This is a genomic window from Nereida sp. NH-UV-3 (assembly GCF_042939535.1).
GTDB lineage: Bacteria > Pseudomonadota > Alphaproteobacteria > Rhodobacterales > Rhodobacteraceae > Nereida > Nereida ignava.
Genome location: NZ_CP132157.1, coordinates 147,903 through 172,240, shown reverse-complemented (window position 1 = coordinate 172,240; position 24,338 = coordinate 147,903). Strand labels below are relative to the sequence as shown.

26 protein-coding genes and 1 tRNA gene are annotated in these 24,338 nt (G+C 57.2%); 15 read left to right on the top strand and 12 right to left on the bottom strand.

The features are described from left to right. Window positions 1-60: 60 nt before the first annotated feature. Complete coding sequence (locus NeNHUV3_RS00810; RefSeq protein ID WP_391481866.1) at window positions 61-1,638, bottom strand: ABC transporter substrate-binding protein; 1,578 nt, start codon at window positions 1,636-1,638, stop codon at window positions 61-63. A gap of 412 nt (window positions 1,639-2,050) precedes the next feature. Between NeNHUV3_RS00810 and rpmF the strand changes: the two genes are divergently transcribed. The 7 genes from rpmF (at window position 2,051) to NeNHUV3_RS00775 (ending at window position 6,958) form a co-directional block, all read left to right on the top strand. Continuing rightward, complete coding sequence (rpmF, locus tag NeNHUV3_RS00805; RefSeq protein WP_048597384.1) at window positions 2,051-2,260, top strand: 50S ribosomal protein L32; 210 nt, start codon at window positions 2,051-2,053, stop codon at window positions 2,258-2,260. 51 nt (window positions 2,261-2,311) lie between these two features. Continuing rightward, on the top strand, window positions 2,312-3,406 hold the full coding sequence (gene plsX / locus NeNHUV3_RS00800) for a phosphate acyltransferase PlsX (RefSeq protein WP_391481865.1): 1,095 nt from the start codon (window positions 2,312-2,314) through the stop codon (window positions 3,404-3,406). Between the two features lie 3 nt (window positions 3,407-3,409). Further along, window positions 3,410-4,390 carry a beta-ketoacyl-ACP synthase III gene (locus tag NeNHUV3_RS00795; RefSeq protein WP_048597382.1) on the top strand — a complete coding sequence of 327 codons (981 nt, stop codon included), beginning with the start codon at window positions 3,410-3,412 and terminating at the stop codon, window positions 4,388-4,390. A gap of 90 nt (window positions 4,391-4,480) precedes the next feature. After that, window positions 4,481-4,783 carry an integration host factor subunit alpha gene (ihfA, locus tag NeNHUV3_RS00790; protein WP_391481863.1) on the top strand — a complete coding sequence of 101 codons (303 nt, stop codon included), beginning with the start codon at window positions 4,481-4,483 and terminating at the stop codon, window positions 4,781-4,783. Window positions 4,784-4,795: 12 nt separating this feature from the next. After that, window positions 4,796-5,629, top strand: coding sequence for a MerR family transcriptional regulator (locus NeNHUV3_RS00785; RefSeq protein ID WP_391481862.1), 834 nt, complete (start codon window positions 4,796-4,798; stop codon window positions 5,627-5,629). Window positions 5,630-5,737: 108 nt separating this feature from the next. Then, a tRNA-Pro gene (locus tag NeNHUV3_RS00780) sits at window positions 5,738-5,814 on the top strand. A gap of 67 nt (window positions 5,815-5,881) precedes the next feature. Continuing rightward, on the top strand, window positions 5,882-6,958 hold the full coding sequence (locus tag NeNHUV3_RS00775) for a 2'-deoxycytidine 5'-triphosphate deaminase (RefSeq protein ID WP_048597380.1): 1,077 nt from the start codon (window positions 5,882-5,884) through the stop codon (window positions 6,956-6,958). Window positions 6,959-7,029: 71 nt separating this feature from the next. Here the strand turns inward: NeNHUV3_RS00775 and NeNHUV3_RS00770 are convergent, their stop codons facing one another. From NeNHUV3_RS00770 to NeNHUV3_RS00740, 7 genes are all read right to left on the bottom strand, one after another. Next, on the bottom strand, window positions 7,030-7,191 hold the full coding sequence (locus NeNHUV3_RS00770) for a hypothetical protein (RefSeq protein WP_391481861.1): 162 nt from the start codon (window positions 7,189-7,191) through the stop codon (window positions 7,030-7,032). A 75-nt stretch (window positions 7,192-7,266) separates the two neighbouring features. Beyond that, on the bottom strand, window positions 7,267-7,968 hold the full coding sequence (scpB, locus tag NeNHUV3_RS00765) for an SMC-Scp complex subunit ScpB (RefSeq protein WP_391481859.1): 702 nt from the start codon (window positions 7,966-7,968) through the stop codon (window positions 7,267-7,269). Next, window positions 7,958-8,764 carry a ScpA family protein gene (locus NeNHUV3_RS00760; protein ID WP_048597378.1) on the bottom strand — a complete coding sequence of 269 codons (807 nt, stop codon included), beginning with the start codon at window positions 8,762-8,764 and terminating at the stop codon, window positions 7,958-7,960. Before NeNHUV3_RS00760 ends, scpB begins: the two co-directional genes overlap by 11 nt. Before the next feature lie 39 nt (window positions 8,765-8,803). Continuing rightward, window positions 8,804-9,820, bottom strand: a complete 1,017-nt coding sequence (nagZ, locus tag NeNHUV3_RS00755) for a beta-N-acetylhexosaminidase (protein WP_391481857.1) — start codon at window positions 9,818-9,820, stop codon at window positions 8,804-8,806. 48 nt (window positions 9,821-9,868) lie between these two features. Next, complete coding sequence (locus tag NeNHUV3_RS00750; RefSeq protein ID WP_391481855.1) at window positions 9,869-10,912, bottom strand: SPOR domain-containing protein; 1,044 nt, start codon at window positions 10,910-10,912, stop codon at window positions 9,869-9,871. 108 nt (window positions 10,913-11,020) lie between these two features. Next, on the bottom strand, window positions 11,021-12,760 hold the full coding sequence (gene argS / locus NeNHUV3_RS00745) for an arginine--tRNA ligase (RefSeq protein WP_391481854.1): 1,740 nt from the start codon (window positions 12,758-12,760) through the stop codon (window positions 11,021-11,023). Window positions 12,761-12,915: 155 nt separating this feature from the next. Then, entirely contained in the window at window positions 12,916-14,049 is a 1,134-nt protein-coding gene (locus tag NeNHUV3_RS00740) for a deoxyguanosinetriphosphate triphosphohydrolase (protein WP_391481852.1), read from the bottom strand. A gap of 77 nt (window positions 14,050-14,126) precedes the next feature. Here NeNHUV3_RS00740 and NeNHUV3_RS00735 point away from each other — a divergent pair, with 77 nt between their 5' ends. Further along, window positions 14,127-14,453 carry a HesB/IscA family protein gene (locus NeNHUV3_RS00735; RefSeq protein ID WP_391481851.1) on the top strand — a complete coding sequence of 109 codons (327 nt, stop codon included), beginning with the start codon at window positions 14,127-14,129 and terminating at the stop codon, window positions 14,451-14,453. A gap of 79 nt (window positions 14,454-14,532) precedes the next feature. Continuing rightward, on the top strand, window positions 14,533-15,312 hold the full coding sequence (gene xth, locus NeNHUV3_RS00730; protein WP_391481850.1) for an exodeoxyribonuclease III: 780 nt from the start codon (window positions 14,533-14,535) through the stop codon (window positions 15,310-15,312). A gap of 20 nt (window positions 15,313-15,332) precedes the next feature. Here xth and NeNHUV3_RS00725 read toward each other — a convergent pair whose 3' ends face one another. Both NeNHUV3_RS00725 and dksA read right to left on the bottom strand, forming a co-directional pair. Continuing rightward, window positions 15,333-16,502, bottom strand: coding sequence for an FAD-dependent monooxygenase (locus NeNHUV3_RS00725; RefSeq protein ID WP_391481848.1), 1,170 nt, complete (start codon window positions 16,500-16,502; stop codon window positions 15,333-15,335). Between the two features lie 114 nt (window positions 16,503-16,616). After that, the gene (gene dksA / locus NeNHUV3_RS00720; RefSeq protein ID WP_048597372.1) at window positions 16,617-17,039 is read right to left on the bottom strand and encodes an RNA polymerase-binding protein DksA; all 423 of its coding nucleotides are present in this window, start codon (window positions 17,037-17,039) and stop codon (window positions 16,617-16,619) included. 239 nt (window positions 17,040-17,278) lie between these two features. Between dksA and NeNHUV3_RS00715 the strand changes: the two genes are divergently transcribed. The 6 genes from NeNHUV3_RS00715 (at window position 17,279) to NeNHUV3_RS00690 (ending at window position 22,452) form a co-directional block, all read left to right on the top strand. Beyond that, complete coding sequence (locus NeNHUV3_RS00715) at window positions 17,279-18,127, top strand: AAA family ATPase (RefSeq protein ID WP_391481846.1); 849 nt, start codon at window positions 17,279-17,281, stop codon at window positions 18,125-18,127. A gap of 179 nt (window positions 18,128-18,306) precedes the next feature. Beyond that, the gene (locus NeNHUV3_RS00710; RefSeq protein WP_391481845.1) at window positions 18,307-19,668 is read left to right on the top strand and encodes a DUF2927 domain-containing protein; all 1,362 of its coding nucleotides are present in this window, start codon (window positions 18,307-18,309) and stop codon (window positions 19,666-19,668) included. Window positions 19,669-19,674: 6 nt separating this feature from the next. Further along, window positions 19,675-19,848: a hypothetical protein gene (locus NeNHUV3_RS00705; protein WP_158441636.1), complete on the top strand. Its 174-nt coding sequence runs from the start codon at window positions 19,675-19,677 to the stop codon at window positions 19,846-19,848. Then, the gene (locus NeNHUV3_RS00700; RefSeq protein ID WP_391481843.1) at window positions 19,848-21,029 is read left to right on the top strand and encodes a VWA domain-containing protein; all 1,182 of its coding nucleotides are present in this window, start codon (window positions 19,848-19,850) and stop codon (window positions 21,027-21,029) included. Before NeNHUV3_RS00705 ends, NeNHUV3_RS00700 begins: the two co-directional genes overlap by 1 nt. A 219-nt stretch (window positions 21,030-21,248) precedes the next feature. Beyond that, window positions 21,249-21,578 (top strand): hypothetical protein, encoded by a 330-nt coding sequence (locus tag NeNHUV3_RS00695; RefSeq protein ID WP_391481841.1) that lies wholly within the window; start codon window positions 21,249-21,251, stop codon window positions 21,576-21,578. Window positions 21,579-21,762: 184 nt separating this feature from the next. After that, window positions 21,763-22,452 carry a M48 family metallopeptidase gene (locus NeNHUV3_RS00690; protein ID WP_391481839.1) on the top strand — a complete coding sequence of 230 codons (690 nt, stop codon included), beginning with the start codon at window positions 21,763-21,765 and terminating at the stop codon, window positions 22,450-22,452. A 23-nt stretch (window positions 22,453-22,475) separates the two neighbouring features. On the opposite strand, the gene NeNHUV3_RS00685 is transcribed toward NeNHUV3_RS00690, so the two are convergent. Both NeNHUV3_RS00685 and NeNHUV3_RS00680 read right to left on the bottom strand, forming a co-directional pair. Further along, the gene (locus NeNHUV3_RS00685; RefSeq protein WP_391481837.1) at window positions 22,476-23,018 is read right to left on the bottom strand and encodes an RSP_2648 family PIN domain-containing protein; all 543 of its coding nucleotides are present in this window, start codon (window positions 23,016-23,018) and stop codon (window positions 22,476-22,478) included. Further along, window positions 23,015-24,244 carry an RSP_2647 family RNA methyltransferase gene (locus tag NeNHUV3_RS00680; protein ID WP_391481835.1) on the bottom strand — a complete coding sequence of 410 codons (1,230 nt, stop codon included), beginning with the start codon at window positions 24,242-24,244 and terminating at the stop codon, window positions 23,015-23,017. The genes NeNHUV3_RS00685 and NeNHUV3_RS00680 overlap by 4 nt, the downstream gene beginning before the upstream one ends. Window positions 24,245-24,338: the final 94 nt, after the last annotated feature.

Below are 24,338 nucleotides of genomic sequence, written 5' to 3'. Positions count from 1 at the left end.
AAAGAAAACGGGCGCCCCACGCATGAGACGCCCGTCTAAAATTTCAGAGCGAATGCGTGATTAGTTGACGCTTACCCACCGCAGGATAAAGAAGTTGTCGGGGCGTTGTGTCAGCTCGATATTGCTGCGCGCACCCCAAACAAGCGGTTGCACATAAAGCGGCACATAGGCTTGCTCATCCTTTAGAATAGTCGCCACTTCATCCAGCATCGCTTGGCGTTTTGCATCGTCGATTTCCGATTGGATCATTGGCAACAGCGCATCAACGCGGGCGTTTGAATAGTCCCCAAAGTTCCAGCTACCCAGCTTTTTCTCTGCATTAGGTGTGCTGGCAAGGAAACGGATCGGGTGCTCTGCGTCAAAAGTGCCGGGCGACCAGCCCAGAAGATACATGTCAAAGTTATCTTCGCGCAGCTCTGGCCAATAATTGCGCACGGGCATTGCCTCAAGTTGCGCATCAAGACCGATTTGCGCCAGCATACCAACGACCGCCTGACAGACCGCCTCATCGTTCAGATAACGGTCATTGGGGCATTTCAGGCCAAATGAGAACCCGTCCGCATAGCCCGCCTCAGCAAGCAACGCCTTGGCATCACCCACCGCAGCGCCGTTTGTCGCACCAAGGTTTTCGGTGTAGCCGCGCATTGCGGGGCTAACCAACTGGTTGGCGGGCTCTGCGTTGCCGCGCATGATGGTTTGCAAAATCGCCGGTACATTGATGGCCGATGCAACTGCTTTGCGAACGCGTACGTCTTTGAACGGGTTCGGCTGACCTGCGTCTGTGCCGTATTTCAGCGTATCCGCCGCGTGGGGCACGCCCAGCATGATAACGCGGGCCTCAATACCTTGAATCACTTTCACATTGGCATCACCGGAAAGACGGCTGGCGTCTTGGATCGGCACGGGGTTGATCATATCCACGTCACCGGACAGCAACGCGGCCACGGCCGTTGCGCTGTTTTGAATGGGCGTAAATACCGCCTCAGTCACGTTGTGCTCTGCCTCGCCCCACCAGCCGTCAAATGGCGTAAGGACAGTGCGAAGGCCCGGCTGACGCTCGGTCAACATAAAGGCGGCGGTGCCGTTGGCGTTAAGCGTGGCGTGGTTTTCGCCTTCTTTCGTGGGTGCGACCACATCATTTGCCTCGGCCCATCCGCTGTCCATGATCATCCAGTTGGCGATGCTGTCGGGGAAAATCGGATTGGGCGCTTTGGTCATAATGTCGACAGTGAAGTCATCCACGACTTTGACGTCAGAGACAGGCGAGAACCAGCTTGAGGTATCCGCAGACGGGCCTGAGGCGCGCTGATAGCTGAAAAGCACATCCTCAGCGGTGAAATCCTCGCCACCGTGGAACTTTACGCCCTGACGCAAGTTAAACCGCCAGCCCTCGCCGTTGCCGATCGGCTCCCATGATGTGGCAAGTGCAGGCTCGATCGCCATATCTTTGCCGCGGCGCACGAGGCCCTCGTAGACGTTGTTCAAAAAGCCCAGAACCGGCGCAGAGTTTACCGCGTGAGGGTCCATGGTTTGGGGATCAGTGTTGCCCGCCCACCGAAACGTTTCGGCCTGCGCGCCAAACGCGGTGCTAAGTGCCAACACCCCCGCAAGCGTTGTCTTGGTCGCAAAATTGTTCATTCGATATGGTCCTTTACCAAGGGTAGAAATACGTGAGCCGCACCAAACCGGTGATGCGCCCGTAAGCACTAGCCTACCCCAGATCAGGCGTTTGACCAGACATTGCCAGATACTAATTCCCGCGCTAACATTCGCACATTGTAAGTAAGGCCGACCAAAACAGGCCTTAACTTTGGTAACCCCGACCCGCTTTGCGCTGCCAAGACCATAAAGACAGCCTATTCCGCGAGGTACTGCGCTAAAATGCGTGCGAAAATACTTGCGCCACTGCAATTTCTGACTATACGTCGCGGTTCTGAAACATACATCGTCTGGACAGTCGCTCGGGAATCCCCTATCGCGCCGCTCAGAGCAGATTGAATATTTACCTAGGGCGCCCTGCGGGCCGTCCGCAGACACCTGAGGTTGAGACATGGCTGTCCCCCAGAATAAGATTTCGAAATCACGTCGCAACAACCGCCGCGCACATGACGCGTTGGTTGCTGGCAACCCGAACGAGTGCACAAACTGTGGCGAGCTGAAGCGTCCACACCACGTTTGCGCTTCGTGCGGCCACTACGACGACAAAGAAGTTGTGGCATTGGTTGAAGAAATCGAGTTGGATGACGAAGACGCGGCGTAAGCTGCTTTTCAGTAAACCAAACCGATTAACCAAAGGCGCGTGTGAGGCGGTATGACCGACCAACCCCAGATCAAACAGATCGAGGATACCACACGCAGTCACACGGTTGTCTCAGTTGACGCCATGGGTGGCGATAATGGACCCGCGACTGTTGTTGCGGGTCTTGCACGTTGTGCCAAGAAAGATCCGTCTTTGCGGTTTATCTTGCACGGCCAAGCCAGCGTTCTGACCCCCCTTCTTGATCGCCGCCGTCTTAGCGATGTGGTTGAGCTGCGCGATTGTGCGGGCGTGGTCGAAATGGTGGACAAACCCTCACAAGTTTTGCGTAGCGGTAAAGACACCTCCATGTGGTCGTGCATTGAAGCGGTGCGCACCGGCGACGCGGATGTTGCAGTTTCATGCGGCAATACCGGCGCGCTGATGGCGATTTCCATGATCCGTTTGCGCAAAGTCGATGGGGTGAACCGCCCCGCGATTGCGTGCCTGTGGCCCTCACGGAACCCCTCCGGCTTTAACGTGATGCTGGACGTAGGTGCTGATATTCGCGCCGACGAACATGATCTTTTGCAATACGCCATGATGGGCGCGTCCTATGCCCGTAACGGTCTGGACCTTGAAACCCCGCGTGTGGGGCTTTTGAACGTCGGCACCGAAGAACATAAGGGCCGCGCCGAACTTAAAGTAGCCCATGAATTGCTGCGCCGCGCTGCGAAAAAGTCAAAACTTGATTACGTGGGTTTTGTGGAGGGCGGCGATATTCCGTCTGACAAAGTGGACGTGATTGTGACCGATGGTTTTACGGGCAATGTTGCGCTGAAAACCGGTGAAGGGACCGCCAGCCTGATCCGCGACTTTTTGGGCAAGGCCTTCCGGCACACGCCTCTTTCGCGCCTTGCAGCCCTTTTGGCCCTGCCCTCGCTGCGCCGATTGGCGCGCCGAATTGACCCGCGCCGCGTGAACGGTGGTGTGTTTTTGGGGCTTAACGGCACAGTTGTGAAATCCCACGGCTCGTCCGACGTCCTTGGCATGGCCAGCGCAATCCACCTTGCGTCGCGCTTGTCACAATCGGATTTCAACCGCAAACTTGCTAAACGCATCGCCACTGCAAATGAGCTTGCGGCTGATTTGGATAAAGAAGAAAGCTGACGCATGACCCAAGACACTGTCCGTGCTGTTGTTCGAGGGGTTGGTCATTACCTGCCGACCCGCGTTGTTCCAAACTCTGAGTTCGAGAAAACGCTAGACACCACAGACGAGTGGATCAAAGCACGCTCCGGGATTGAGCGCCGCCATTTTGCCGCTGAGGGTGAGACGACCTCGCAAATGGCTGCTGCTGCTGCACAAAACGCCCTTAAAATGGCAGGCCTTGAAGCAAGTGACATTGACGCGCTGATCGTCGCTACATCTACGCCAGACCTAACTTTCCCGTCTGCCGCCACCATGGTTCAGGCCGAGCTGGGCATGAAAAGCGGCTTTGCGTTTGACATCCAAGCGGTCTGTGCGGGTTTTGTCTTTGCGCTGGCCAATGCCAACGCGCTGGTGATTTCTGGGCAAGCGGAACGTGTCTTGGTGATCGGCGCGGAAACATTCAGCCGCATCATGGATTGGACTGACCGTGGCACCTGTGTGCTGTTCGGCGACGGCGCAGGTGCGCTGATCATCGAGCGCAGCACAGGGGATGGCACCAAAGCCGACCGCGGTATTCTGGCCACGGACCTGAACAGCGACGGCAGCTACCGCGACATCCTTTACGTAGACGGTGGCGTTAACGCGCCCGACGCTGGCAAACTGCGCATGGAAGGCAAGGAAGTCTTCCGCCACGCCGTTGAAAAACTGGCCGCCACGGCACACACCGCTATGGCGAAATGCGATGTGACCGCAGATGACGTCGCGTGGGTCGTGCCCCACCAAGCCAATTTACGCATCATCAAAGCCACCGCCACCAAGATGGGCCTGCCTATGGAGCGTGTTGTGGTAACGGTGCCTGACCACGGCAACACATCTGCCGCATCTATCCCGCTGGCGCTGTCTGTGGGCGTTGAGCGTGGTCAGATCAAAGCGGGTGATTTGCTGGTCACAGAGGCTATTGGCGGCGGCTTGGCGTGGGGTTCAGTTGTGTTGCGCTGGTAAAGCGCCTCAACTGCCTGTTCTAAGCTGTTGTTATTGACTCACAAATTACCATGGGTCAAAGTCTCTCTCATAAGTCTGGGGGACGTATAAATGGTTGATAAAACACTTACGCGCATGGATCTATCTGAGGCTGTGTTCCGCGAGGTTGGTCTTTCACGTAACGAAAGCGCAGGCCTTGTCGAAACCGTACTCGATGAAATGTCCGACGCATTAGTGCGCGGCGAGCAAGTGAAAATCAGCTCGTTTGGTACATTTTCCGTCCGCGAAAAAGCCGCCCGTGAAGGCCGTAATCCCAAAACAGGCGAGGTTGCCGCTATTCCGCCCCGCCGTGTTTTGACGTTCCGCCCCTCGCATCTAATGAAAGAGCGTGTCGCAGACGGCAACAAATCCTAAGGGGTCGGCCCGATGGCCAAAACCAAAGACGCATTTCGCACAATCTCGGAAGTGGCTGAGTGGCTCGACGTGGCCCCTCACGTGCTGCGCTATTGGGAAAGCAAATTTGCGGCCGTGAAGCCCGTAAAGCGCGCAGGCGGCCGCAGGTACTATCGCCCCGCTGATATGCGTGTGCTGGGCGGTGTACGTAAATTGCTGCATGATGACGGGATGACCATCAAGGGCGTTCAAAAGATGATGTCCGAGAGCGGCGCCAATGCCATTTCCGAACACTCCCGCCCGCTCCCGTTTGAGCAAGACGAGGCGATTACCGCCCCCCAAGCAAGCACACCTACCCCCCCGCACGCACCAGAACCCACACCCGCTGAGGCACCCCAAGAAATAGAGCCCGCGGCAGAAAAGCCGAATGACTTCCGCGTGGAAGACACCCCTGCTGGGCTACACGCGTCGTTCTTCCCCGATGAGCCAACCGATGAACCAGCCGGGCCTAATGATGCTGCGGACGCTCCGCTGCAGGCCGAGCCGAAACCAGCCGCCCCAACCGAGGCGCCCGCTGCAATTGATGTGCCTGTTATCGACGAAACCCCTACCCCCGAGGCTGACATCGTCAGCTTTCCTGCGGCAGCCCCGCTTGATGCGCAAACACCAAACGAGCCTGCAAAAGCACAAATCACGCCAGTGCACACACCTGCGGATCCAACGGACACCGAGCTTGCGCAAGGGCCAACCATTGGCGGGCTCATTGCCCAAACATCGCCCAACGCTTTGCGTGAGAAAGCCCAATCCATACGCCCCCTTCATGACCGTCTCGCTGCCCTTGCCGCGAAAATGGATGCGGCCAAGTAGGCTCATGACCAGTCGCATGCCCCTGACGAACCCGCACACGTGCTTTGCCAATATTCGTGCAAATGACGCTTGTGTCCGCCCCATTCTTGACGCTATAGACCCTGTGAGCGGGCTATGGCGCAGCCTGGTAGCGCGTCCGTCTGGGGGACGGAAGGTCGCAGGTTCGAGTCCTGCTAGCCCGACCAAAACAACCCACATTAAAACGCCTGTGCGATCCGTCGCGCGGGCGTTTTGTGTATAAGGATCAATACTATGGGCGTTTTAGCCAGCCAAAACATCGAACAGCTGATCAAAGACAAAGCGCTTATCGGATCGCCCGAGATTCTGCCCGCCCAACTGCAACCAGCCAGCCTTGATTTGCGTCTTGGTACTGTTGCCTACCGTGTTCGCGCCTCGTTTTTGGCCGGTGAAGGCAACACAGTCGCTGATCGGCTGGCCGAGTTTGAGATGCACCGCATTGATCTGACCGACGGTGCTGTTCTTGAAAAAGGCGCAGTATATGTGGTTCCCTTGATGGAGGCGCTTGATCTGCCCGCGGGCATCACCGCTGTGGCCAACGCCAAATCATCCACCGGCCGCCTTGATCTTCTGACACGCACAATCACCGATGGCGGTGTTGAGTTTGACCGTATTGCGGCGGGCTACTCAGGGCCGCTTTATGCGGAAATCTGTCCTCGTTCTTTCAGCGTATTGGTGCGTCCGGGACAGAGGCTTAACCAAATCCGCTTCCGCGATGCAATGCCCTCGGTCCTGTCGGATATTGAACTGAAACAGCTACACGCAGAAGATCCCATTGTGGACGGCCCTGCCCATATCGACAACGGCCTGGGCTTTTCGGTTGATCTGAAACCCACGGCCACAGGTCTGGTGGGCTACCGTGCAAAACCCCATACGGGTGTCATCGATCTTGATAAGATCGCCCACTATCCGCCCGCTGATTATTGGGAGCCGATCTACACCACGGACGAACGGATTATCCTTGATCCCGGTGCGTTCTACATTCTGGTAAGCCGTGAGGCCGTCACCATTCCGCCTGATTGCGCTGCCGAAATGGCACCCTATCTGGCCATGGTGGGCGAATTCCGCGTACACTACGCAGGCTTTTTCGATCCCGGCTTTGGCCATGCAAACGCAGGTGGGCAAGGCTCGCGCGGCGTTCTTGAAGTGCGCTGCCATGAGGCACCGTTTGTGCTGGAACACGGCCAAGTCGTGGGGCGTTTGGTCTATGAACGCATGGCGGATGTCCCAGATCAGCTTTACGGCACTGGGATCGCCAGCAACTATCAGGGCCAAGGGCTCAAGCTGTCAAAGCATTTCAAAACGCCGTGAACTTGGCGCGGCACAGCGCTTCTTTTGTTCAAAAATATCCAAGTCCCGCAGGGTAAACCCGCAAACAGGCCCTAGTATTTCTCGCGGTCTTTGGATGTGGGCGGCGGTGCAGAACGGCCTACCCCGCGCGGTGCACTTTTACCTTTGCTCAGCGCGTTCATACCCGCACTTATCCCTTTGCCGATCACGCGCCGCATCACCATGCGCATTACCATGTTCACAATCTGGTTCATGCCATCACTCCAAACTCGTTACGTACAGTCGATATAGGTGCATTACGGCGAAATTTCGACCCTAATGACATGGACCTATTCCTCAAACAGTTCCGTTTGCTCTTCGTCGTCTTGGCTTTCGTCTTCGGCCTCACCGGGCCCCGGCATATCCGTGGGCGGTGGGCGATTGTCCAACAATCCAGCCGAGCGAAGCTCTTTCAGGCCTGGCAAATCACGTGCGGTTTCCAAACCGAAGTGGTCCAGAAACTCCTGCGTGACCACAAATGTGACAGGTCTGCCTGGCGTCATACGGCGGCGGCCAAAGCGAATCCAATCCATCTCAAGTAATTGATCCACCGTGCCGCGGCTTACGGCGACACCGCGAATTTCTTCAATCTCTGCGCGCGTAATTGGTTGATGATATGCAATGATCGCAAGGGTTTCGATGGCCGCGCGCGACAATTTGCGGTGCTCAATGGTTTCGCGCTGCATTAAGAACCCAAGGTCCGGCGCCGTGCGCAGCGCCCATGCCTCGCCCACGCGCACAAGGTTCACGCCCCGCCCGTCGTAGCGTTTGCCCAAATGCACCAGTGCCGTTTGCGGCTCACATCCCATCGGCAGGCGCGAGGCGATATCTTTCAGGCTCAACGGCTCGGCAGTCGCAAATAAGATCGCCTCAACCATCCGTTCCTGTTCTGCCATTGGCGGGGCATCAAACAGGCTTTCATCCTGCGTCTTAGTTGGCGCATCGACCTGATCTTTTTCAGGCTGCTCGGCGGCGTTCACATCATCCGTCATGGTCACGTTTCCTGATCTGAATGGCAGAGAAAATCTCGCCCTGTCGTATCTCAATCTTACCCGCTTTGGCCAACTCAAGGGTTGCTGCAAAATTGGCGGCCGTGGCAGAGCGGCGCTTTTTGGGGTCCATTTCCCACCCTTCGGGCAGGTAACTTGTCAAATCCGTCCACTCGCCCGCATAACCAATCAGCCCGCGCATCCGCTCAAGAGCTTGCTCAAGGGTCATGGTGGCTTCACGGTCCATCACAAAGGGGCGGAATTCATCTTTGGTGCGGGTCCGCGCGTAGCCCTGCATCAGGTCCATCAATGTGGCGGAATAAATCACTTTGCGCACGCGGGTGACATCTTCGGGAATGCCACGCACAAAGAAATCACGGCCCTTTTGATCGCGCGCCATCAGTTTTGCCGCAGCGTCCCGCATAGCGGCCAAACGTTCAAGCTGGAACGCCAAATGCGCGGCAAGCTCCTCGCCCGAAGGGCCCTCTTGCGCGGGATCAGGTGGCAGCAACAAGCGTGATTTCAAAAACGCCAACCACGCCGCCATCACAAGATAATCCGCCGCCAGTTCAAGACGCAGTTCCTTGGCTTTGTCGATAAACGCCAGATATTGGCGGGCCAGTTCCAGCACCGAAATTTTACGCAGGTCAACTTTTTGGGTGCGCGACAAGGTCAGCAACAAATCAAGCGGGCCTTCAAAGCCGTCCACATCAACAATAAGCGCCTCAGCCGCAACGCGGTCGGCCACGCGCTCGGCGTCAAACTCAAAATCGTTTTGGGCGGGGTTTTCGGCAGACACGCAAGAGGCCTTTTTGGTCGGGCACTGCCCTCAGGCAGCTTAGGACGTTAACAGTGCGTTAAATTCGGCCTCAAGGGCCGCGATGTCAACCTCATCAGGGGTGCGGCGGCTTTCAACGGCATTTGTGGCGCGAAGTGCTGCTTTGTCTGTCATCAAACCGCTTGCCGCGGCTACGTCTGTCATCTCGGCCAGATCACCGTTGCAATGCAAAACCACATCACAGCCCGCATCAAGCGAGGCCCGCGCGCGCGCGGCCACCGTGCCACTAAGCGCCTGCATGCTGATATCATCGGTCATGAGCAGCCCGCCAAACCCGATTTCATCGCGAATGATCTTTTGCATCACAGGACTGGTCGTGGCTGGTGCCTCGTCAAACGCCTCAAAGACGATATGTGCGGTCATCGCCATGGGCAAATCCCCCACGGCAGCAAAAGCGGCGAAATCTTCGCGCCGCAGCACCTGTGCCGTTTCAGTTACACGCGGCAGCGCCTTGTGGCTGTCAACAGTTGCGCGGCCGTGACCCGGCATATGCTTGGCCACAGGAACAACCCCACCGTCAGACAGCCCCGCAGTTGCCGCTTGGGCCAAGACGACCACAGTTTGCAAGTCTTCCCCGTAGCAACGATTGCGCAAAAACGGATGGGTCTGGGCCGTTGCGATATCGACCATGGGCGCGCAATTGCTATCAAGGCCCGAGGCGCGCAATTCAGCAGCAATGATGCGGTAGCGCAGATACATCGCGCGGGCCGTGTCTTTGCCATTTTCAGCAACTTGCGCAGATTGATCCAACGGGGGCAGCCACTGTCGCCAATGGGGCGCCGTTAACCGCTGAACGCGGCCCCCTTCTTGATCCACAGTGATGATCGCGTCGCGTCCAACCGCCTCGCGCAGCTGCGCGGTTAGGCGTTGCACCTGCTGCGGCGTTTCAACATTGCGCGCAAATAGGATAAAACCCCATGGGTCCGCCTCACGGAAAAACCGCGCCTCAGCCTGAGTAAGCTCAGTGCCTGAGCAGCCAAGTATAAACGCGCCATGCGATACTAAGCCCTGTGACATCAAACAGCCCCCGCACCGTGAAACGGCACAGGATTAACAGCCTTGCTATCAGCGCTTAACAATCGACAAACACCGCGCGTTTTCAGCTTCAAGGGCGGAACAGAAACGTTGTGCATCTGCCAATTGATCAAACCCCAACGCCCGCAAGCGGTAGAAGGTTTTTCCGTTCTTTTCGGCCCGCTCAATGACGCGTTTTTTCGTGGCCAGATAGCCGTCAAAAGTTTTCGCCAAGCGGTTCCATTCGCCCCGCGCCACTTCTGCGCTGTCGAATGCGCCAAGTTGGACCAAAGGCGTTCCCAACGGCACAGACGCAGGGTCAACCTCAACATTTGTTGATGTGATATTCGCTGGGGCCGAGGCCTGAATGACGTTGCCACGTATTACACGGGCTTTTGGGCGCAACGAGGTGCCAATGCCGCCCTTTACGACGGCCACTTTGGGCGCCGGTGCCACGGGCGTCAGGCTGGGTGTATTTGCAGCGATTGAGGCAACCAGCTCATCCAGAGCGGCTTTGGTTGCTGGCGTATTTCGGGCCACCGCACTGACTTGCTGAACATTGCTGAGGGAATAACTGCTGTCCGCCTCATTATTCGCAGTCACACCGTTTGTTTCAGGCGCTGCCGTTACGGGCGCTTTTGCAGCACCCGCGTTGGACGTAGGCACAAGAACGCCCGCAACATCATCAGCCGTAATTTCAACAGGCGCAGGCGCAAGCATCAACTGATCAGGGGCCGCAGGGGCCGATCCCAATGCAGCGATCTCATTCACGGCCAACCCTTGGTGTGCCGCAGGGGTACCGCCGGGTTTTTCAGGCTGGATGCGCATCGGACCTTCGAGGGCTTTGACGACGGGGACGCCACTGACATCGCGAGAAATCAGATTATAGCTCCACACCGCAACGCCAATCACCAAGGCGATCGAAGTAAGCGCACCTGCCGCGTTTACGATCAAATGGGGCTTTGAGGAGGCGCTTGCCGCGCCAGAACCGGCCTCACCGTAGCCAGTTTCACCATAATAGTGCTGCTGCCCCGCATAAGCATCACGCCCACGCAAAGCCGATCCAGCACCCACGGAATGGGATTGTTCAAACATGTTGCCTCACTGCCCGCCGCCCTTGTTTTATGGGTCATTCGGGTCTCTAAACTTGCCTCAAACCCCCTCACCCAAATGGGCAATTAGCGGACGGTGCAGCTTGTTAGATCAGCGCATCTCGGTCGCAGGAGTTACGCCTAGAATACCTAAACCGTGAGAAATAACAACACAAACAGCCCTAATCAGCGCAATTTTCGCCTGTGACACTGCAGCATCGTCTTGGATGAAGCGCAATGAGTGGTCATCATTGCCACGGTTGTAGAGGCTGTGCATCTCGCTGGCCAAGTCATACAGATAGAACGCGACGCGGTGCGGCTCGTGGGTGCGCGCGGCCACTTCGACCAAACGGGGCCACTCTGCAAGCTTTTGGGCCATGGCGATTTCTGCCGCGTGATCCAACAGGCTCAGATCAGCGCTAGCAAGGGTGGCGTCATCCACCGCGATGCCCGCCTCGGCGGCTTTGCGCATCACCTGATGCACCCGCGCGCTGGCGTATTGGACATACCAAACGGGGTTGTCTTTGGATTGCTCGGTCACTTTGTCGATGTCAAAATCAAGCGGCGCATCGTTTTTGCGCGTCAGCATCACAAAGCGCGTCACGTCCGGGCCGACCATTTCAACAACATCCGCAAGGGTCACGAAAGTCCCTGCCCGTTTGGACATTTTGAACGGCTCACCGTTTTTCATCAGCTTCACCAATTGGCACAGCTTGATATCAAGAGCGACTTGCGTGTCAGACAACGCCGAAACCGCCGCTTTCATCCGTTTGACATACCCGCCGTGATCCGCGCCAAGCACGTCGATCAGGCCATCAAAGCCGCGGGTAATCTTGTCGTAGTGATAGGCGATGTCAGGGGCAAAATAAGTCCACGCCCCATCAGATTTTTGCACCGGACGGTCCACATCATCACCGTAGTCGGTGGATTTAAACAAGGTCTGCTCACGCGGCTCCCAATCTTCTGGCAGCTTGCCTTTGGGCGGCTCCAGAGTGCCTGTGTAGATCAACCCTTTGCTGCGCAGGTCCTCAATCGCGTCTTCAATGCGGCCCGTGCCATAAAGCGACTTTTCGCTAAAAAAGACATCCATGGAGACACCCAAAGCGGCCAGATCATCGCGGATCATCGCCATCATCGCATCCGTTGCAAAAAGGCGCAGCTCAGCCAGCCACACCTCTTCGGGCTGATCCACATAGGCGTCACCCACTTTGTCTTTGAGCGCCATGCCCACTTCAATCAGATAATCACCGGGGTACGTGCCGTCCTCAAAGGCGACCTGCTGTCCATGCGCCTCAAGGTAGCGCAGGTAGACCGAGCGCGCCAAAACATCGACCTGCCCGCCCCCATCATTGATGTAGTATTCGCGGGTCACGTCATAGCCCGCGTATGCCAGAAGTGAGGCAAGCGCGTCACCAAAAACCGCCCCGCGGGTGTGGCCCACGTGAAGCGGGCCCGTTGGGTTTGCGCTGACGTATTCCACGTTGATCTTTTTGCCGCCGCCAAGATTGCTTTGACCAAACTGCGCATCAACAAGGGCGGATTTCACCACGCCCTGCCAAAGAGATTTGGACAAACGCAGGTTCAAAAACCCGGGACCCGCCACATCGGCGGCCTCAATCCGTGGATCGTTCAGCAATGCTGCCGCAAGTGCATCAGCAATATCACGCGGCTTCATCTTGGACGGTTTGGCCAGCACCATCGCGGCATTCGTGGCCATATCACCGTGGCTTGCGTCACGGGGCGGCTCAACAGTGACATTGTCAAAACTCAGACCCTCGGCCAGAACACCTGCCTGCACCATCCCCTCAAGTGACGTCACAACAAGGGCGCGAATATCAGCAAACAAATTCATAGGGCAGTTCCTTCGGGTATCTTCCGGTGTCTTCACTCGGGCGCGTCCACCAATGGCGAGCGGCGCAAATTAGGCGGCATGGCGCGTTAGCATTCCCTTACCACGCTGCACGCTAGGGTCAACAAATCGCGCGCCACGCCGCGCATGCAGCTTTGTTAAAGTTCCAAATGCGCCTCGGCTTGGGCCAAGGCAAAACGGTCTGTCATGCCAGCGATATAATCGGCCACCAATCTGGCGCGCTCCACATCTTGGGTCGCGGCGGCCACGTCCTCGGCCCACTCTTTGGGCAACAACTCGGGGCGGGCCATATAGAGCGGGAATAGCCCCTCAACCACGCGCGTCACACGTTTGCGCATCTCAACCACTTCAGGCGCGCGGTACATCTGTTTGAACAAAAACGCGCGGATAACTTTCAAATCCGCCCACAAACTGGCTGAAAACTGCACCACAGGGGCGCCGTTGGTGCGTACTTGATCAGCGGATGTTATCCCCTCCAACAACCCGCGTGAGGTTTTGATCACATCAGCGACCATCACGCCAAAAACGCGGCGCAGTGCCTCGTGACGGCGCCGTTTAGGCGCAAGACCCGGATAGGCCGCATCCACCTGAGCGTAAGCATCGCCCACAATCGGCAACGCACAAATATCGTCATCGGTGAAAAGTCCCGCGCGCAGACCATCGTGCAGATCGTGATTGTTGTAGGCAATATCATCCGACAGGGCCGCAACCTGCGCTTCGGCGCTGGCATGGGTGTGCAACTCAAGATCGTGACGCGCGGTGTACTCCGACAGCGCAAATGGCCACGGCTGCGGCACGGGGCCGTTATGCTTTGCAATCCCTTCAAGACACTCCCACGTCAGGTTTAGCCCATCGAATTCAGCATAGTGCCGCTCAAGCGAGGTCACGATTTTTAGCGCCTGCGCATTGTGATCAAACCCACCATAAGGTTGCATCAATGCGTCCAGCGCGTCTTCTCCTGTGTGCCCAAACGGTGTGTGCCCCAGATCATGGGCCAGCGCGATCGCCTCGGTCAGATCAAGATCAAGGCCCAGTGCCCCCGCCATCGTGCGCGCCACCTGTGCCACCTCGATCGTATGGGTCAGCCGCGTGCGATACGCATCGCCTTCGTGCTCTACAAAAACCTGGGTTTTGTGTTTGAGGCGGCGGAATGCGCTGGCGTGAATGATGCGGTCGCGGTCGCGCTGAAAAGGAGAGCGGAAGTCGTATTCCTGTTCAAAGACCAACCTGCCGCGACTATCGTCGGGGGTGGACGCGTAAAGTGCCGTCATGTGTCTGCCGTCTCTTGTGATGCCTGCCTGCGGTCTTATATGGTGAGGTGTCTGATGTCACAACAGGTGCCTTTGCCATGCTCACACTGCCCCCAACCGTCACGTCCCGCGCGTTTGAACGCCTTGCCGAAATTGGCGCTGCCGCAAACGGTAAAGTGCTGCGCATCGCAGTAGAGGGCGGCGGATGCTCTGGGTTTCAATACGAAATCGACCTCGACACCCCCAAAGACGATGATCTGGTTCTCAGCGGCGCGGGCGAAAGCGTGGTGCTTGATCCGGTGTCTTTGCCGTTTTTGGCCGATGCAGTGATTGATTTCGAAGAGGAATTGATTGGCGCGCGGTTCGTCATCAACAACCCCAACGCGACCAGCTCATGCGGCTGCGGCACCAGCTTTTCAATGTAGCGATCAATCCGCGCGATAAGGCCCGTCAGAGGCGCAAAAAGCGCTTTCCGCCCGCCGTGGCCCGTGGCACAAGTGCCTCATGAAAATCGCAAGCTTCAACATCAACGGGATCAAAGCCCGCCTGCCCGCCCTTCTTGATTGGCTATCTGAGGCACAGCCCGATGTGGCCGTGTTGCAAGAGATCAAATCCGTGGATGAGGCATTCCCCCGCGAGCCGATCGAAGACCTTGGCTACATCGTGGAAACCCACGGTCAAAAGTCATTCAATGGCGTGGCGATCTTGTCAAAACTACCGCTTGAGGACATCCAGCGCGGCCTACCGGGCGACGAGACCGACGAACAGGCAAGGTGGATTGAAGCGACTGTTGTTGGCAAGCAAGCGATCCGTATCTGCGGGCTATACCTGCCCAATGGCAATCCGGTGCCTGGGCCTAAATACGACTATAAACTTGCGTGGATGGACCGCCAGATTGCCCATGCAAAGAATATGTTACTCCAAGATATGCCGTTTTTGATGGCCGGTGATTACAACATCATCCCACAACCCGAAGACTGCGCTAACCCTGCGGCGTGGGCGGATGATGCACTTTACCGTCTTGAAAGCCGTACCAAATTTCGCGAACTGTGTGCCCTTGGCCTGACAGAAGCGTTTCGTGCGCGCAACGCGGCCCCCGAACAATACACGTTTTGGGATTACCAAGCGGGCGCTTACAACCGCAATGATGGCATCCGGATTGACCACTTTTTGCTGTCGCCCCAAGCCGCTGACCTGCTGACAGATTGTCAGGTAGACGCCCATGTACGCGGCCGCGAGAAGCCCTCGGACCACGTGCCGATATGGGTCGAGCTGGACATCTAGGCAGTACTTTTACAGAGCGACTAAAATGCCGCTGTCACATCATAGCCATAGAGCCAATTGAACTTTCGGACGGCCGCAGATGGCGCAATGGCGGAACCACCTCGCAAAACTGCATGAGCTACAACCTGTAGCGCCTTGTTTTCTATGTGATAGTTTCGCGCATTAGCATTTGCCGCCTCAATTGCGCGCACAACACGCGCGCGGCGGGTGTCTTGGAACAATTGCAAACCGCCCGGCACCCCTGCGCCAGATTGATCCACCGATAGAGATTGTGCCAACGCCGCTGGCAAACACCACGCGTCTTCCAGCGCAAGGTTCGCGCCTTGGGCCAAAAACGGCAAGGTTGGATGGGCCGCGTCCCCAACCAGAACCGCAGATGCACCATTGACAGAACCATGCCATTTCTGCGCAACAGGCCGCCGAAATAACCCCCAGATATGCACCTTCTCAACTTGCGACAGCCATTCTGGCACGGGGCCGTCGAAGTCTGCAAACGCCGCACGAAGCGCCTCTGGGTCATCGGGGGTGCTCCAACTATCTGCGGCCCACGTGCTGCGCTCTTGCACAGCCACGATATTGCGCCGCCCGCCTTTCAGCGGGTAACTCACCAAATGCCTGCCAGCGCCCATGAAAACCTGCGCCTCGGCGGGCTCGTCGGGATGTGCACCAATAATCGCGCGCCAAGCCACTTGCCCCGTGAAAAACGGCGCGGCATCACCACCAAGAGCCGCCCTCAGACCCGAGCGCGCGCCGTCGGCCGCAACTGTGAGTGCCCGCTCTGTATGACGCGCACTGCCCGCCTCAATTCGTGCATTCAGATTAAGATCAATCCCTAAGCCAGCCAAATCATGTGATAAAGCCGCGATCAGGTCCGCGCGATGGGCCATCAAAAACGTACCATCGGCGCTGGTCAAATCCATGCGCAGCACTTGTTTGCCGCGCTGGTTGCGCAAAACAACCCCGCGCCCCTCAAGAGAAGTGTCGCGAAGTGCCGCGCCAAGCCCAAGCGCATCAATCACGCGCATCCCGTTCGGGCTTAGCTGCAATCCCGCACCCACTTCGCGGATCTCGGGTGCTTGCTCAAACACGCGTACTTTTGCCCCGCGCATCGCCGCGGCGCGCGCTGTGGCAAGCCCTGCTACGCCGCCGCCGACAACATCGATTTGCATGTGGTGAAGTTCACTTTTCATCACCCCGTCATAGCCCGCGCGTCGTGCAGGTGCAAAGCGGCAAAAGAAAAAGGCACCACCGAACTACCGGTGATGCCTTTTCATTATCAATTACCGATCATGCGGCGCTTTGCCTTAATCGTCGCGGTGTACTTTTTCGCGGCGCTCGTGACGCTCCTGCGCCTCAAGGCTCATGGTTGCGATCGGGCGCGCATCAAGGCGCTTAAGGCTGATCGGCTCACCAGTAACAGAGCAGTACCCGAACTCATCCTCATCGATACGGCGCAGAGCGGCGTCAATTTTTGAGACCAGTTTGCGCTGACGGTCACGTGTCCGCAGCTCAAGCGCGCGGTCTGTTTCCTCGGACGCACGGTCGGCTACGTCGGGAATATTGCGCGTGCCATCTTGCAAACCTTCGATGGTGTCGCGTGTGTCAGATTGCAGATCGTGCTTCCACGCAAGCAACTTGCGGCGGAAATACTCAAGCTGGCGGTCATTCATGAAAGGCTCGTCCTCGGCGGGGCGATAGTCGTCTGGCAGAAAGGTCTCTGCTTTCATAGTAAAGCTTCCCTCAGTAATCATGCCGCGCCCCTGATACATGTAAAGGCCAGCGGTTCACGTGCCCATCTAGCGCAAACGCCCCCGCCTGCCAAGGTCGAATTCGGCCAAAAACTGCATCACAGCCCTTGATAACAAGTTAACATCTGAATGTTTGCGCAACCTTTTTGTTGCCTGAATGAACTAAACTGATAAGTTATCCACAACGACGCGAAAATCGCGCGATACATGAGGCAGATATGAAATTTACAGGCACCGATGGCTATGTGGCCACGGACGACCTGACTGTTGCGGTAAATGCGGCGGTCACATTGCAGCGTCCCCTTTTGGTTAAAGGCGAACCAGGTACCGGTAAAACGGAGCTGGCCCTTCAAGTTGCGCGCGCGCTGAAAACACCGATCATCGAGTGGAACATCAAATCCACCACCCGTGCCCAACAAGGGCTTTACGAATATGATGCGGTTAGCCGCCTGCGCGATAGCCAGTTGGGTGATCCGAAAGTAAACGACGTCAGCAATTATATCCGCAAAGGCAAGCTTTGGGAGGCCTTTGACGCCTCCGAACGGGTGGTGCTGTTGATTGACGAGATCGACAAAGCAGACATCGAATTCCCCAATGATCTGCTGCAAGAACTCGATAAAATGGCGTTCCATGTCTATGAGACCGGCCAAACCGTTCAGGCCACGCACCGGCCCATCGTCATCATCACATCAAACAACGAAAAAGAGCTGCCAGACGCGTTTTTGCGACGCTGTTTTTTCCACTACATCAGCTTTCCAGACCCCGAGACGCTGAAACAGATCATTGAGGTGCACCATCCTACGATCAAAGGTGATTTGCTGAACGCGGCCCTTACGCAGTTCTATGAAATCCGCGAAACGGACGGGCTGAAGAAAAAGCCATCAACCTCGGAAGTGCTGGATTGGCTGAAACTGCTCTTGGCCGAAGATCTGACGGCACAGGACCTGAAACGCGACGGCGCCAATGCGCTACCAAAACTTCACGGCGCGCTTTTGAAAAACGAACAAGACGTGCATTTGTTCGAACGGCTCGCGTTTATGGCGCGCAGCCAAACAGGGCGGCGGTAAGCATCGTGCGCGGCGCGGCCCCTCATTTAACACGGCGCAGAGCGTCACACGCGGGCCCGCCCAAAAAAGCCAACAGCTTTGTCCAAATGCCGCGCCATGATCGCGCGCGCACCCCAGAATTGCCGCAATCCAAGACCATTTCGCCCATCGTAGTTGTTATGTTGCGGGGCGTTACCTGAATGCGGTCAATTGTGTTTGCGGGCTTGTTTGCCCTTAGTTCTTGTGCCCCGACCAATACAAATTCAGTCACCAGCCGCGCGGCCGTCGATGTGCCTGCGGTTAAGGTCTTTGCCACGCCGCGCCCGCGCCGCCCCGTTCGGTCAAACCGCGAGATTGCGCGTGATTTCATGGACCTGACGTTCCGGCTTGAAAGTGGCCGCACTGTACCGGTGTTCACGCGGTTTGAGGGCCCGATTGAGGTACGCCTGTCCGGCGACGACCTGCCCGCCACCATCACCCGTGATCTTGAGACATTGCTGCGCCGTCTGCGCAATGAGGCTGGCATCCCGATCAGCCGCACTGACACAGACAACGCACAGATCAACATCGAAATCATCCCTGCCCGCCAACTGAAAAGCCTTGTGCCCAACGCTGCGTGTTTTGTGGTGCCGGGCGTTGCAACGTGGGACGCCTATAAAAAGGCGCGCCGCAGTGACGCGCTTGATTGGACGCAACTACAGACCCGTTCGCGCATTGCGGTCTTTTTGCCATCAGGCACCAGCCCCCAAGAAATGCGCGATTGTTTGCATGAAGAAGTGGCCCAAGGTCTTGGCCCGCTAAATGACCTTTACCGCCTTTCAGACAGCACTTTTAACGATGACAACTTTCATACGGTTTTGACCGGTTTTGACATGCTGATCCTGCGTGCGACCTATGCGCCCGAGTTGCGCAGCGGCATGAGCCCCGCCCAAGTGCGCTCAAGACTGCCCGCTATTCTGGCCCGCCTCAACCCGCGCGGGCAAGGCATTGGCAACCGCCAACGCACATCAACGCCGCGCACGTGGAGCGACGCTGTCACCACGGCGCTGTCGCGGCGCAGCAGCGTGCCTGCGCGTATCAAGTCCATCAATGAGGCCATGCGCATTGCCCAAGCAGAAGGTTGGACCGATGCCCGCAGTGCCTTGGGCCATTTCATCAAAGGCAGGCTGCATATGGGCAGTGACAATGCCCGTGCATTCAGCCACTTCCGCCAAGCGGATGCGATCTATGCCACCCTTCCTGATGCGGCACTACAACGCGCCCATGTTGGCGTCCACATGGCCGCGTTTTCGCTCACTCAAGGGGACGGCGAAGCCGCCGTGGCGTGGGTTGATCGTCACTTAAACGCCGCACAAACCTCTGAAAACGCGGCACTTTTGGCGACACTCATGATGTTGAAGGCTGAAGGTCTTAGCCAGCAAGGCCGCGCATCGGCAGCACAGCTTGTCAGGGTGGACAGTTTGGGGTGGGCGCGCTACGGGTTTGGCACAGAGAAAGAAGTGAGCGCGCGCCTCAAAGAGATCGCCTCGCTCTCTCCACAGATTTGGCGCAGCGGAGGATAATTCCCGATGATCTCATTCCCCCTTCTTATGCTTTTGGCATTCATCGTTGGCGGCATATTTGGCGCGATCATTGCTAAACTGCGCGGCGGTGCGCGCAAAGACATGGTGCACTACTTTTTCGTGTGGGGCGTCATTGCATTTATCATCATGACTGTGGGCGGAACGCTCGCCGCGCGCTGATGTTTCTGCCGTTTTTCGAAAACCTAAGACGCCACGGGGTCCCTGCGACCCTGCGCGAGTTTTTGGCGTTTCTAGACGGTATGGCAGCGGGTCTTGCCACATATGACGCAGACGGGTTTTACTATCTGGCGCGGCTTACCTTGGTCAAAGACGAGCGGCATCTGGACAAGTTCGACCGTGCCTTTGCAGCCAGCTTTTCCGGCCTTGACGAGATAAGTGCCCAAGACGTGCTGAACGCAGTTGATATCCCTGACGAATGGCTGCGCAAAATGGCCGAAAAGCACCTTAGCCCTGAAGAGCGCGCAGAGATTGAGGCGCTTGGCGGTTTTGAGGCGTTGATGGACACACTGAAAAAGCGCCTTGAGGAACAAAAAGGCCGCCACCAAGGGGGCAGCAAGTGGATCGGCACTGCGGGCACCTCGCCTTTTGGTGCGCATGGCTATAACCCCGAAGGTGTGCGCATCGGGCAAAACGAAAGCCGCCACCAACGTGCGGTCAAAGTTTGGGACAAGCGCACGTTTCGCAACCTCGACGACAGTGTCGAATTGGGCACCCGTAATATCAAAGTTGCCCTCAAACGGCTAAGGCGGTGGGCGCGTGATGGCGCAAGCGAAGAGTTTGATCTGGACGGAACTGTTAACGCCACGGCCAACGCCGGCTACCTTGATGTCAAAACCCGCCCCGAGCGGCGCAATGCCGTAAAAGTATTGCTGTTCTTTGATGTTGGCGGATCAATGGACGCCCATATCAAAGTGGTCGAAGAGCTGTTCAGTGCTGCAAAATCGGAATTCAAACAGCTTGAACATTTTTACTTCCACAACTGTCTTTACGAAAGCATGTGGCGCGACAACGCACGCCGGTGGGACGATAAAATTCCAACGGCGGAAATATTGCGCACATATGGACCCGACTACAAATGCATCTTCGTCGGCGATGCCAGCATGTCCCCCTATGAAATCGCCTATATCGGCGGCGCGAATGAATATTGGAACGATGAGGCCGGTCACACATGGCTCAACCGTGCGCGCGCGCAGTGGGCCGATCACCTCTGGATCAACCCTGTGCCCGAGGCCTACTGGGATTATACCCAATCCATCGGAATGATCCGCGAGATATTCGAAAATCAAATGGTGCCAATGACCCCCGAGGGGCTGACGCGCGGTATGAAGCTGCTTGGCTAAGCTGTCACAGGCTTTTTTCGTCACAATCAACGCGCCTTAACGCCATTTCCCACACAAAACTGTGATGTGCAGCCCTGCACGGATCACAAGGCCGTGGCGCAGGGTGACAGGGCGCATTTTGCAGCCCATATGCTGATGCAGGTTCACACGGAAGACTACCCCGCCTGTCACCTGACAGGGTCGGAGGTGGCCCAACAAATGTAAAAGGAGGACCTCACGATGACACGTTCACAGACCCTTCTTAATGGTCACTCATTCAAAAACGCAGCCCTTGCACTGGTGCTTGGATTGGGCGCGTCCCTTGGCGCGGCAACCGCCGCCAGCGCAGATCAGCTTGCGCGTTCAGCAGGCGTTGAGCCAGGCGTCTACCCAAAGGCTGTTTTGATGCAAATCGTGCAAGCCAAAGCCGATAACAACACAGCGCAGCTGACGCATATCTTGCGCAAAGCAAACGCCAAGAAAGCCGATCCTGCCCAAGCATTTGTGCTGACAGTCTCGGCCCGCGAAGCAAAAGTAGGCGAGCACCTGTTTGATCAACGGCGGTTCTAACGTCCCCCCAGACGGCGCGTGCGGTTAAGGCTGCTGCGCCGTCGCAAAAAGTATCGCCGTTACCGCGCCCTTGTTGAAAGGCCAGCCTTGGGTTCGCCATCTTCAGCGAGGGCGCTTTTTATTGCCATACAGAAGTTTGCACCAAACACTGGCAAGCCCGCCCACACTGCCCCATATAAAGAGCATGTTGAAATTTGCCCCCATCCTTTTGGCGCTTGCCTATGGCTATGTCATGGTGCGCTTTTCTGCGTGGCGCACGGCCCGCGAGCTTGACCGCAACAGCACCGAGCTTGCTGATCCGATTTTGACAACCCACACAGCGGCAATGGCCAAGGCGCTCGATATCCCGCGCATCCGCGTGCACATCTACGAGATCGAGCCCGTCAATGGGTTGGCCGCATCTGACGGGCGTATTTTCATCACACGTGGGTTTTATCAGAAATTTCAGGCCGGCGAGGTCACAGGCGCGGAAATGGCATCAGTCATCGCCCATGAATTGGGGCACGTCGCCTTGGGTCACTCGCGCCGCCGAATGATTGATTTTTCGGGCCAAAATGCGCTGCGCACAGCATTGGCCATGGTTTTAGGGCGCTTTATTCCAGGTGTCGGCCCGTGGATTGCGGGGATGCTGACATCGCTGATCGCAGCACGGCTTTCACGTACCGATGAATATGAGGCGGACGCATATGCCTCAGCGTTGTTGCACAAATCCGGCATCGGGGTTGAACCGCAAAAGACGCTTTTCACCAAGCTTGAAAAACTAACGGGCGCACGCGGCGGCAGCCCTGCGTGGTTGCTTAGCCACCCTAAAACCGAAGAACGGATCAAAGCGATTGAGGCAAATGTCGCCAAATGGGATGCGGTGCAAAAGTAACGCCCAATAAGACAGCAGACCCTTTAGGACTGAAGCGCTTTGCCCAACCGCGGCAGACGCGCTTTTTTCAACAGCCCCCGCGTGGTCCATGTACTGCCTGACAGCTTGTCTGCTTGGGCACGCACCCCTTCAACGACGTCAGCCATGACCTCAGGGTTGGCATGCCACAGCCCCAACAAGAATTGATCGGGGTCCGCGCGCGAAACGCCTTCTTCTGCCAGAATATTGCGCGGGAAATCTTTTGCATTGTTGGTAATGATCACATCAGACGAGCCTGCGATGGCCGCAGCCAACACATGAATATCGTTCTGGTCAGGCAGCCAAAGCCGCGCCAAATCACCGTCTTTGGGCCGTATCTGGGCGCGTGTGAAATGCGCATTCAGCATCACCGCCTCAGACCGCGCAGCGACCTCGTCACTTGACCCATGGCGCGCCGCAGCGCGGGCCCATTCTTCCAACAGCCGTTCGGACCACTGCGGCTCAAACAGCCCCGCGCGGGCGGCACCAATGACCACCTCGCGCATCACGGTTGGATAAAGAACGCAGGCGTCGATTAGCGCTTTCACGGCAGCAACCGATAAAACAGCGCCTTCAGGTATCCGCTTTCCGAAAGCTGTGGCATCAACGGATGATCTGGTCCTGCAAACCCTGTGTGAATGTGCTGGGCGCGGCGCCCTGCCCGCCCGATGCCTCGCGCCGATGAGCGCGCAAATTTATGCACATCCGCTGCGTGCGAGCATGAGCACAGCACAAGATATCCGCCCTCGGCCACAAGTGGTGCCGCCAGTTTTGCCACCCGCTCATAGGCGCGCAACCCACGATCGAGCGATTTTTTCGACGGCGCAAACGCGGGCGGATCACAGACCACCACGTCGAACTGCGCGCCTTCTTCATTTAGCGCCTCAAGAACGGCAAATGCATCCCCTTTGCGCGTGCTGAGCTTGTCGCCCATGCCCATGGCATCCGCACCGCCTTGGGCCAGATCAAGCGCGGGCTGTGCACCGTCAACGCACGTGGCGCTTTGCGCACCCGCCGCCAGCGCCGCAAGCCCAAAACCGCCAACATGGGAAAACACGTCCAACACCCGTGCGTCTTTCGACAGCCGCGCCGTTACCGCGTGGTTTGGTCTTTGGTCAAAGAACAGACCGGTTTTTTGACCGCCCATAACGTCCGCCAGATAAATGGCGCCGTTCATCGGGACTTCCAATGGCGCGTCCGGCGCTGTGCCTGCAAGAACCTCGGACACGTCATCAAGCCCTTCCAGCCCGCGCGCACGGCCCGAGGCGTTTTTGATCACACAGCTCACGCCCGTCACCGATTGTAGCGCGGCTGATAGCTGCGCAATCCGCGCATCGGCCCAAGCGGCGTTGGGTTGCACCACCGCTACATCGCCAAACCGGTCAATGATAACACCGGGCAGCCCATCGGCCTCTGCGTGGATCAGCCTGTAAAACGGCGCATCGAACATCCGCTTGCGGTGCTCGAACGCCGTCTGCAGGCGCGCCTCAAACCACGCCTGATCAATCGTGGCAGTCACATCGCGGTCAAGCACGCGCGCGATGATCTGGCTGTCGGGCGTGACCCCCACAAGGCCCAATGGCTTGCGGTCTGCGTCTTCCAAAATGGCCAAGCTACCCGCGCCTAAGGCTTTGGTGCGCCGATCCGTCACCAAATCCTCTGCGTAGACCCACGGCGCGCCAAACCTGATGGCACGGGCGTCGGATTTTGGTTTCAGTCGAACTACGGGAAGATCGCTGGGTGAAGCGGGCACATCTGTGGTGGTTTGTGTCATGATGCCTCCCTTAAAGCACACAATTGAATTGGCCAAGCATCATAGCAAACTGCGGCAAACTGTGTCCCACATACTGAAACTGCTGGACTTGTTA

Excerpts from the sequence above, each read along its gene's own strand:
- argS (WP_391481854.1), bottom strand. The coding sequence starts at position 12,760 with ATGAATTTGTTTGCTGATATTCGCGCCCTTGTTGTGACGTCACTTGAG.
- NeNHUV3_RS00710 (WP_391481845.1), top strand. The coding sequence starts at position 18,307 with ATGCGGTCAATTGTGTTTGCGGGCTTGTTTGCCCTTAGTTCTTGTGCC.
- NeNHUV3_RS00705 (WP_158441636.1), top strand. The coding sequence starts at position 19,675 with ATGATCTCATTCCCCCTTCTTATGCTTTTGGCATTCATCGTTGGCGGC.
- NeNHUV3_RS00695 (WP_391481841.1), top strand. The coding sequence starts at position 21,249 with ATGACACGTTCACAGACCCTTCTTAATGGTCACTCATTCAAAAACGCA.
- dksA (WP_048597372.1), bottom strand. The coding sequence starts at position 17,039 with ATGAAAGCAGAGACCTTTCTGCCAGACGACTATCGCCCCGCCGAGGAC.
- NeNHUV3_RS00750 (WP_391481855.1), bottom strand. The coding sequence starts at position 10,912 with ATGTTTGAACAATCCCATTCCGTGGGTGCTGGATCGGCTTTGCGTGGG.
- NeNHUV3_RS00740 (WP_391481852.1), bottom strand. The coding sequence starts at position 14,049 with ATGACGGCACTTTACGCGTCCACCCCCGACGATAGTCGCGGCAGGTTG.
- NeNHUV3_RS00770 (WP_391481861.1), bottom strand. The coding sequence starts at position 7,191 with ATGAACCAGATTGTGAACATGGTAATGCGCATGGTGATGCGGCGCGTG.
- nagZ (WP_391481857.1), bottom strand. The coding sequence starts at position 9,820 with ATGTCACAGGGCTTAGTATCGCATGGCGCGTTTATACTTGGCTGCTCA.
- NeNHUV3_RS00775 (WP_048597380.1), top strand. The coding sequence starts at position 5,882 with ATGGGCGTTTTAGCCAGCCAAAACATCGAACAGCTGATCAAAGACAAA.
- NeNHUV3_RS00715 (WP_391481846.1), top strand. The coding sequence starts at position 17,279 with ATGAAATTTACAGGCACCGATGGCTATGTGGCCACGGACGACCTGACT.
- rpmF (WP_048597384.1), top strand. The coding sequence starts at position 2,051 with ATGGCTGTCCCCCAGAATAAGATTTCGAAATCACGTCGCAACAACCGC.
- xth (WP_391481850.1), top strand. The coding sequence starts at position 14,533 with ATGAAAATCGCAAGCTTCAACATCAACGGGATCAAAGCCCGCCTGCCC.
- NeNHUV3_RS00795 (WP_048597382.1), top strand. The coding sequence starts at position 3,410 with ATGACCCAAGACACTGTCCGTGCTGTTGTTCGAGGGGTTGGTCATTAC.
- NeNHUV3_RS00810 (WP_391481866.1), bottom strand. The coding sequence starts at position 1,638 with ATGAACAATTTTGCGACCAAGACAACGCTTGCGGGGGTGTTGGCACTT.
- plsX (WP_391481865.1), top strand. The coding sequence starts at position 2,312 with ATGACCGACCAACCCCAGATCAAACAGATCGAGGATACCACACGCAGT.
- scpB (WP_391481859.1), bottom strand. The coding sequence starts at position 7,968 with ATGACGGATGATGTGAACGCCGCCGAGCAGCCTGAAAAAGATCAGGTC.
- NeNHUV3_RS00700 (WP_391481843.1), top strand. The coding sequence starts at position 19,848 with ATGTTTCTGCCGTTTTTCGAAAACCTAAGACGCCACGGGGTCCCTGCG.
- NeNHUV3_RS00725 (WP_391481848.1), bottom strand. The coding sequence starts at position 16,502 with ATGAAAAGTGAACTTCACCACATGCAAATCGATGTTGTCGGCGGCGGC.
- NeNHUV3_RS00680 (WP_391481835.1), bottom strand. The coding sequence starts at position 24,244 with ATGACACAAACCACCACAGATGTGCCCGCTTCACCCAGCGATCTTCCC.
- NeNHUV3_RS00735 (WP_391481851.1), top strand. The coding sequence starts at position 14,127 with ATGCTCACACTGCCCCCAACCGTCACGTCCCGCGCGTTTGAACGCCTT.
- ihfA (WP_391481863.1), top strand. The coding sequence starts at position 4,481 with ATGGTTGATAAAACACTTACGCGCATGGATCTATCTGAGGCTGTGTTC.
- NeNHUV3_RS00785 (WP_391481862.1), top strand. The coding sequence starts at position 4,796 with ATGGCCAAAACCAAAGACGCATTTCGCACAATCTCGGAAGTGGCTGAG.
- NeNHUV3_RS00690 (WP_391481839.1), top strand. The coding sequence starts at position 21,763 with ATGTTGAAATTTGCCCCCATCCTTTTGGCGCTTGCCTATGGCTATGTC.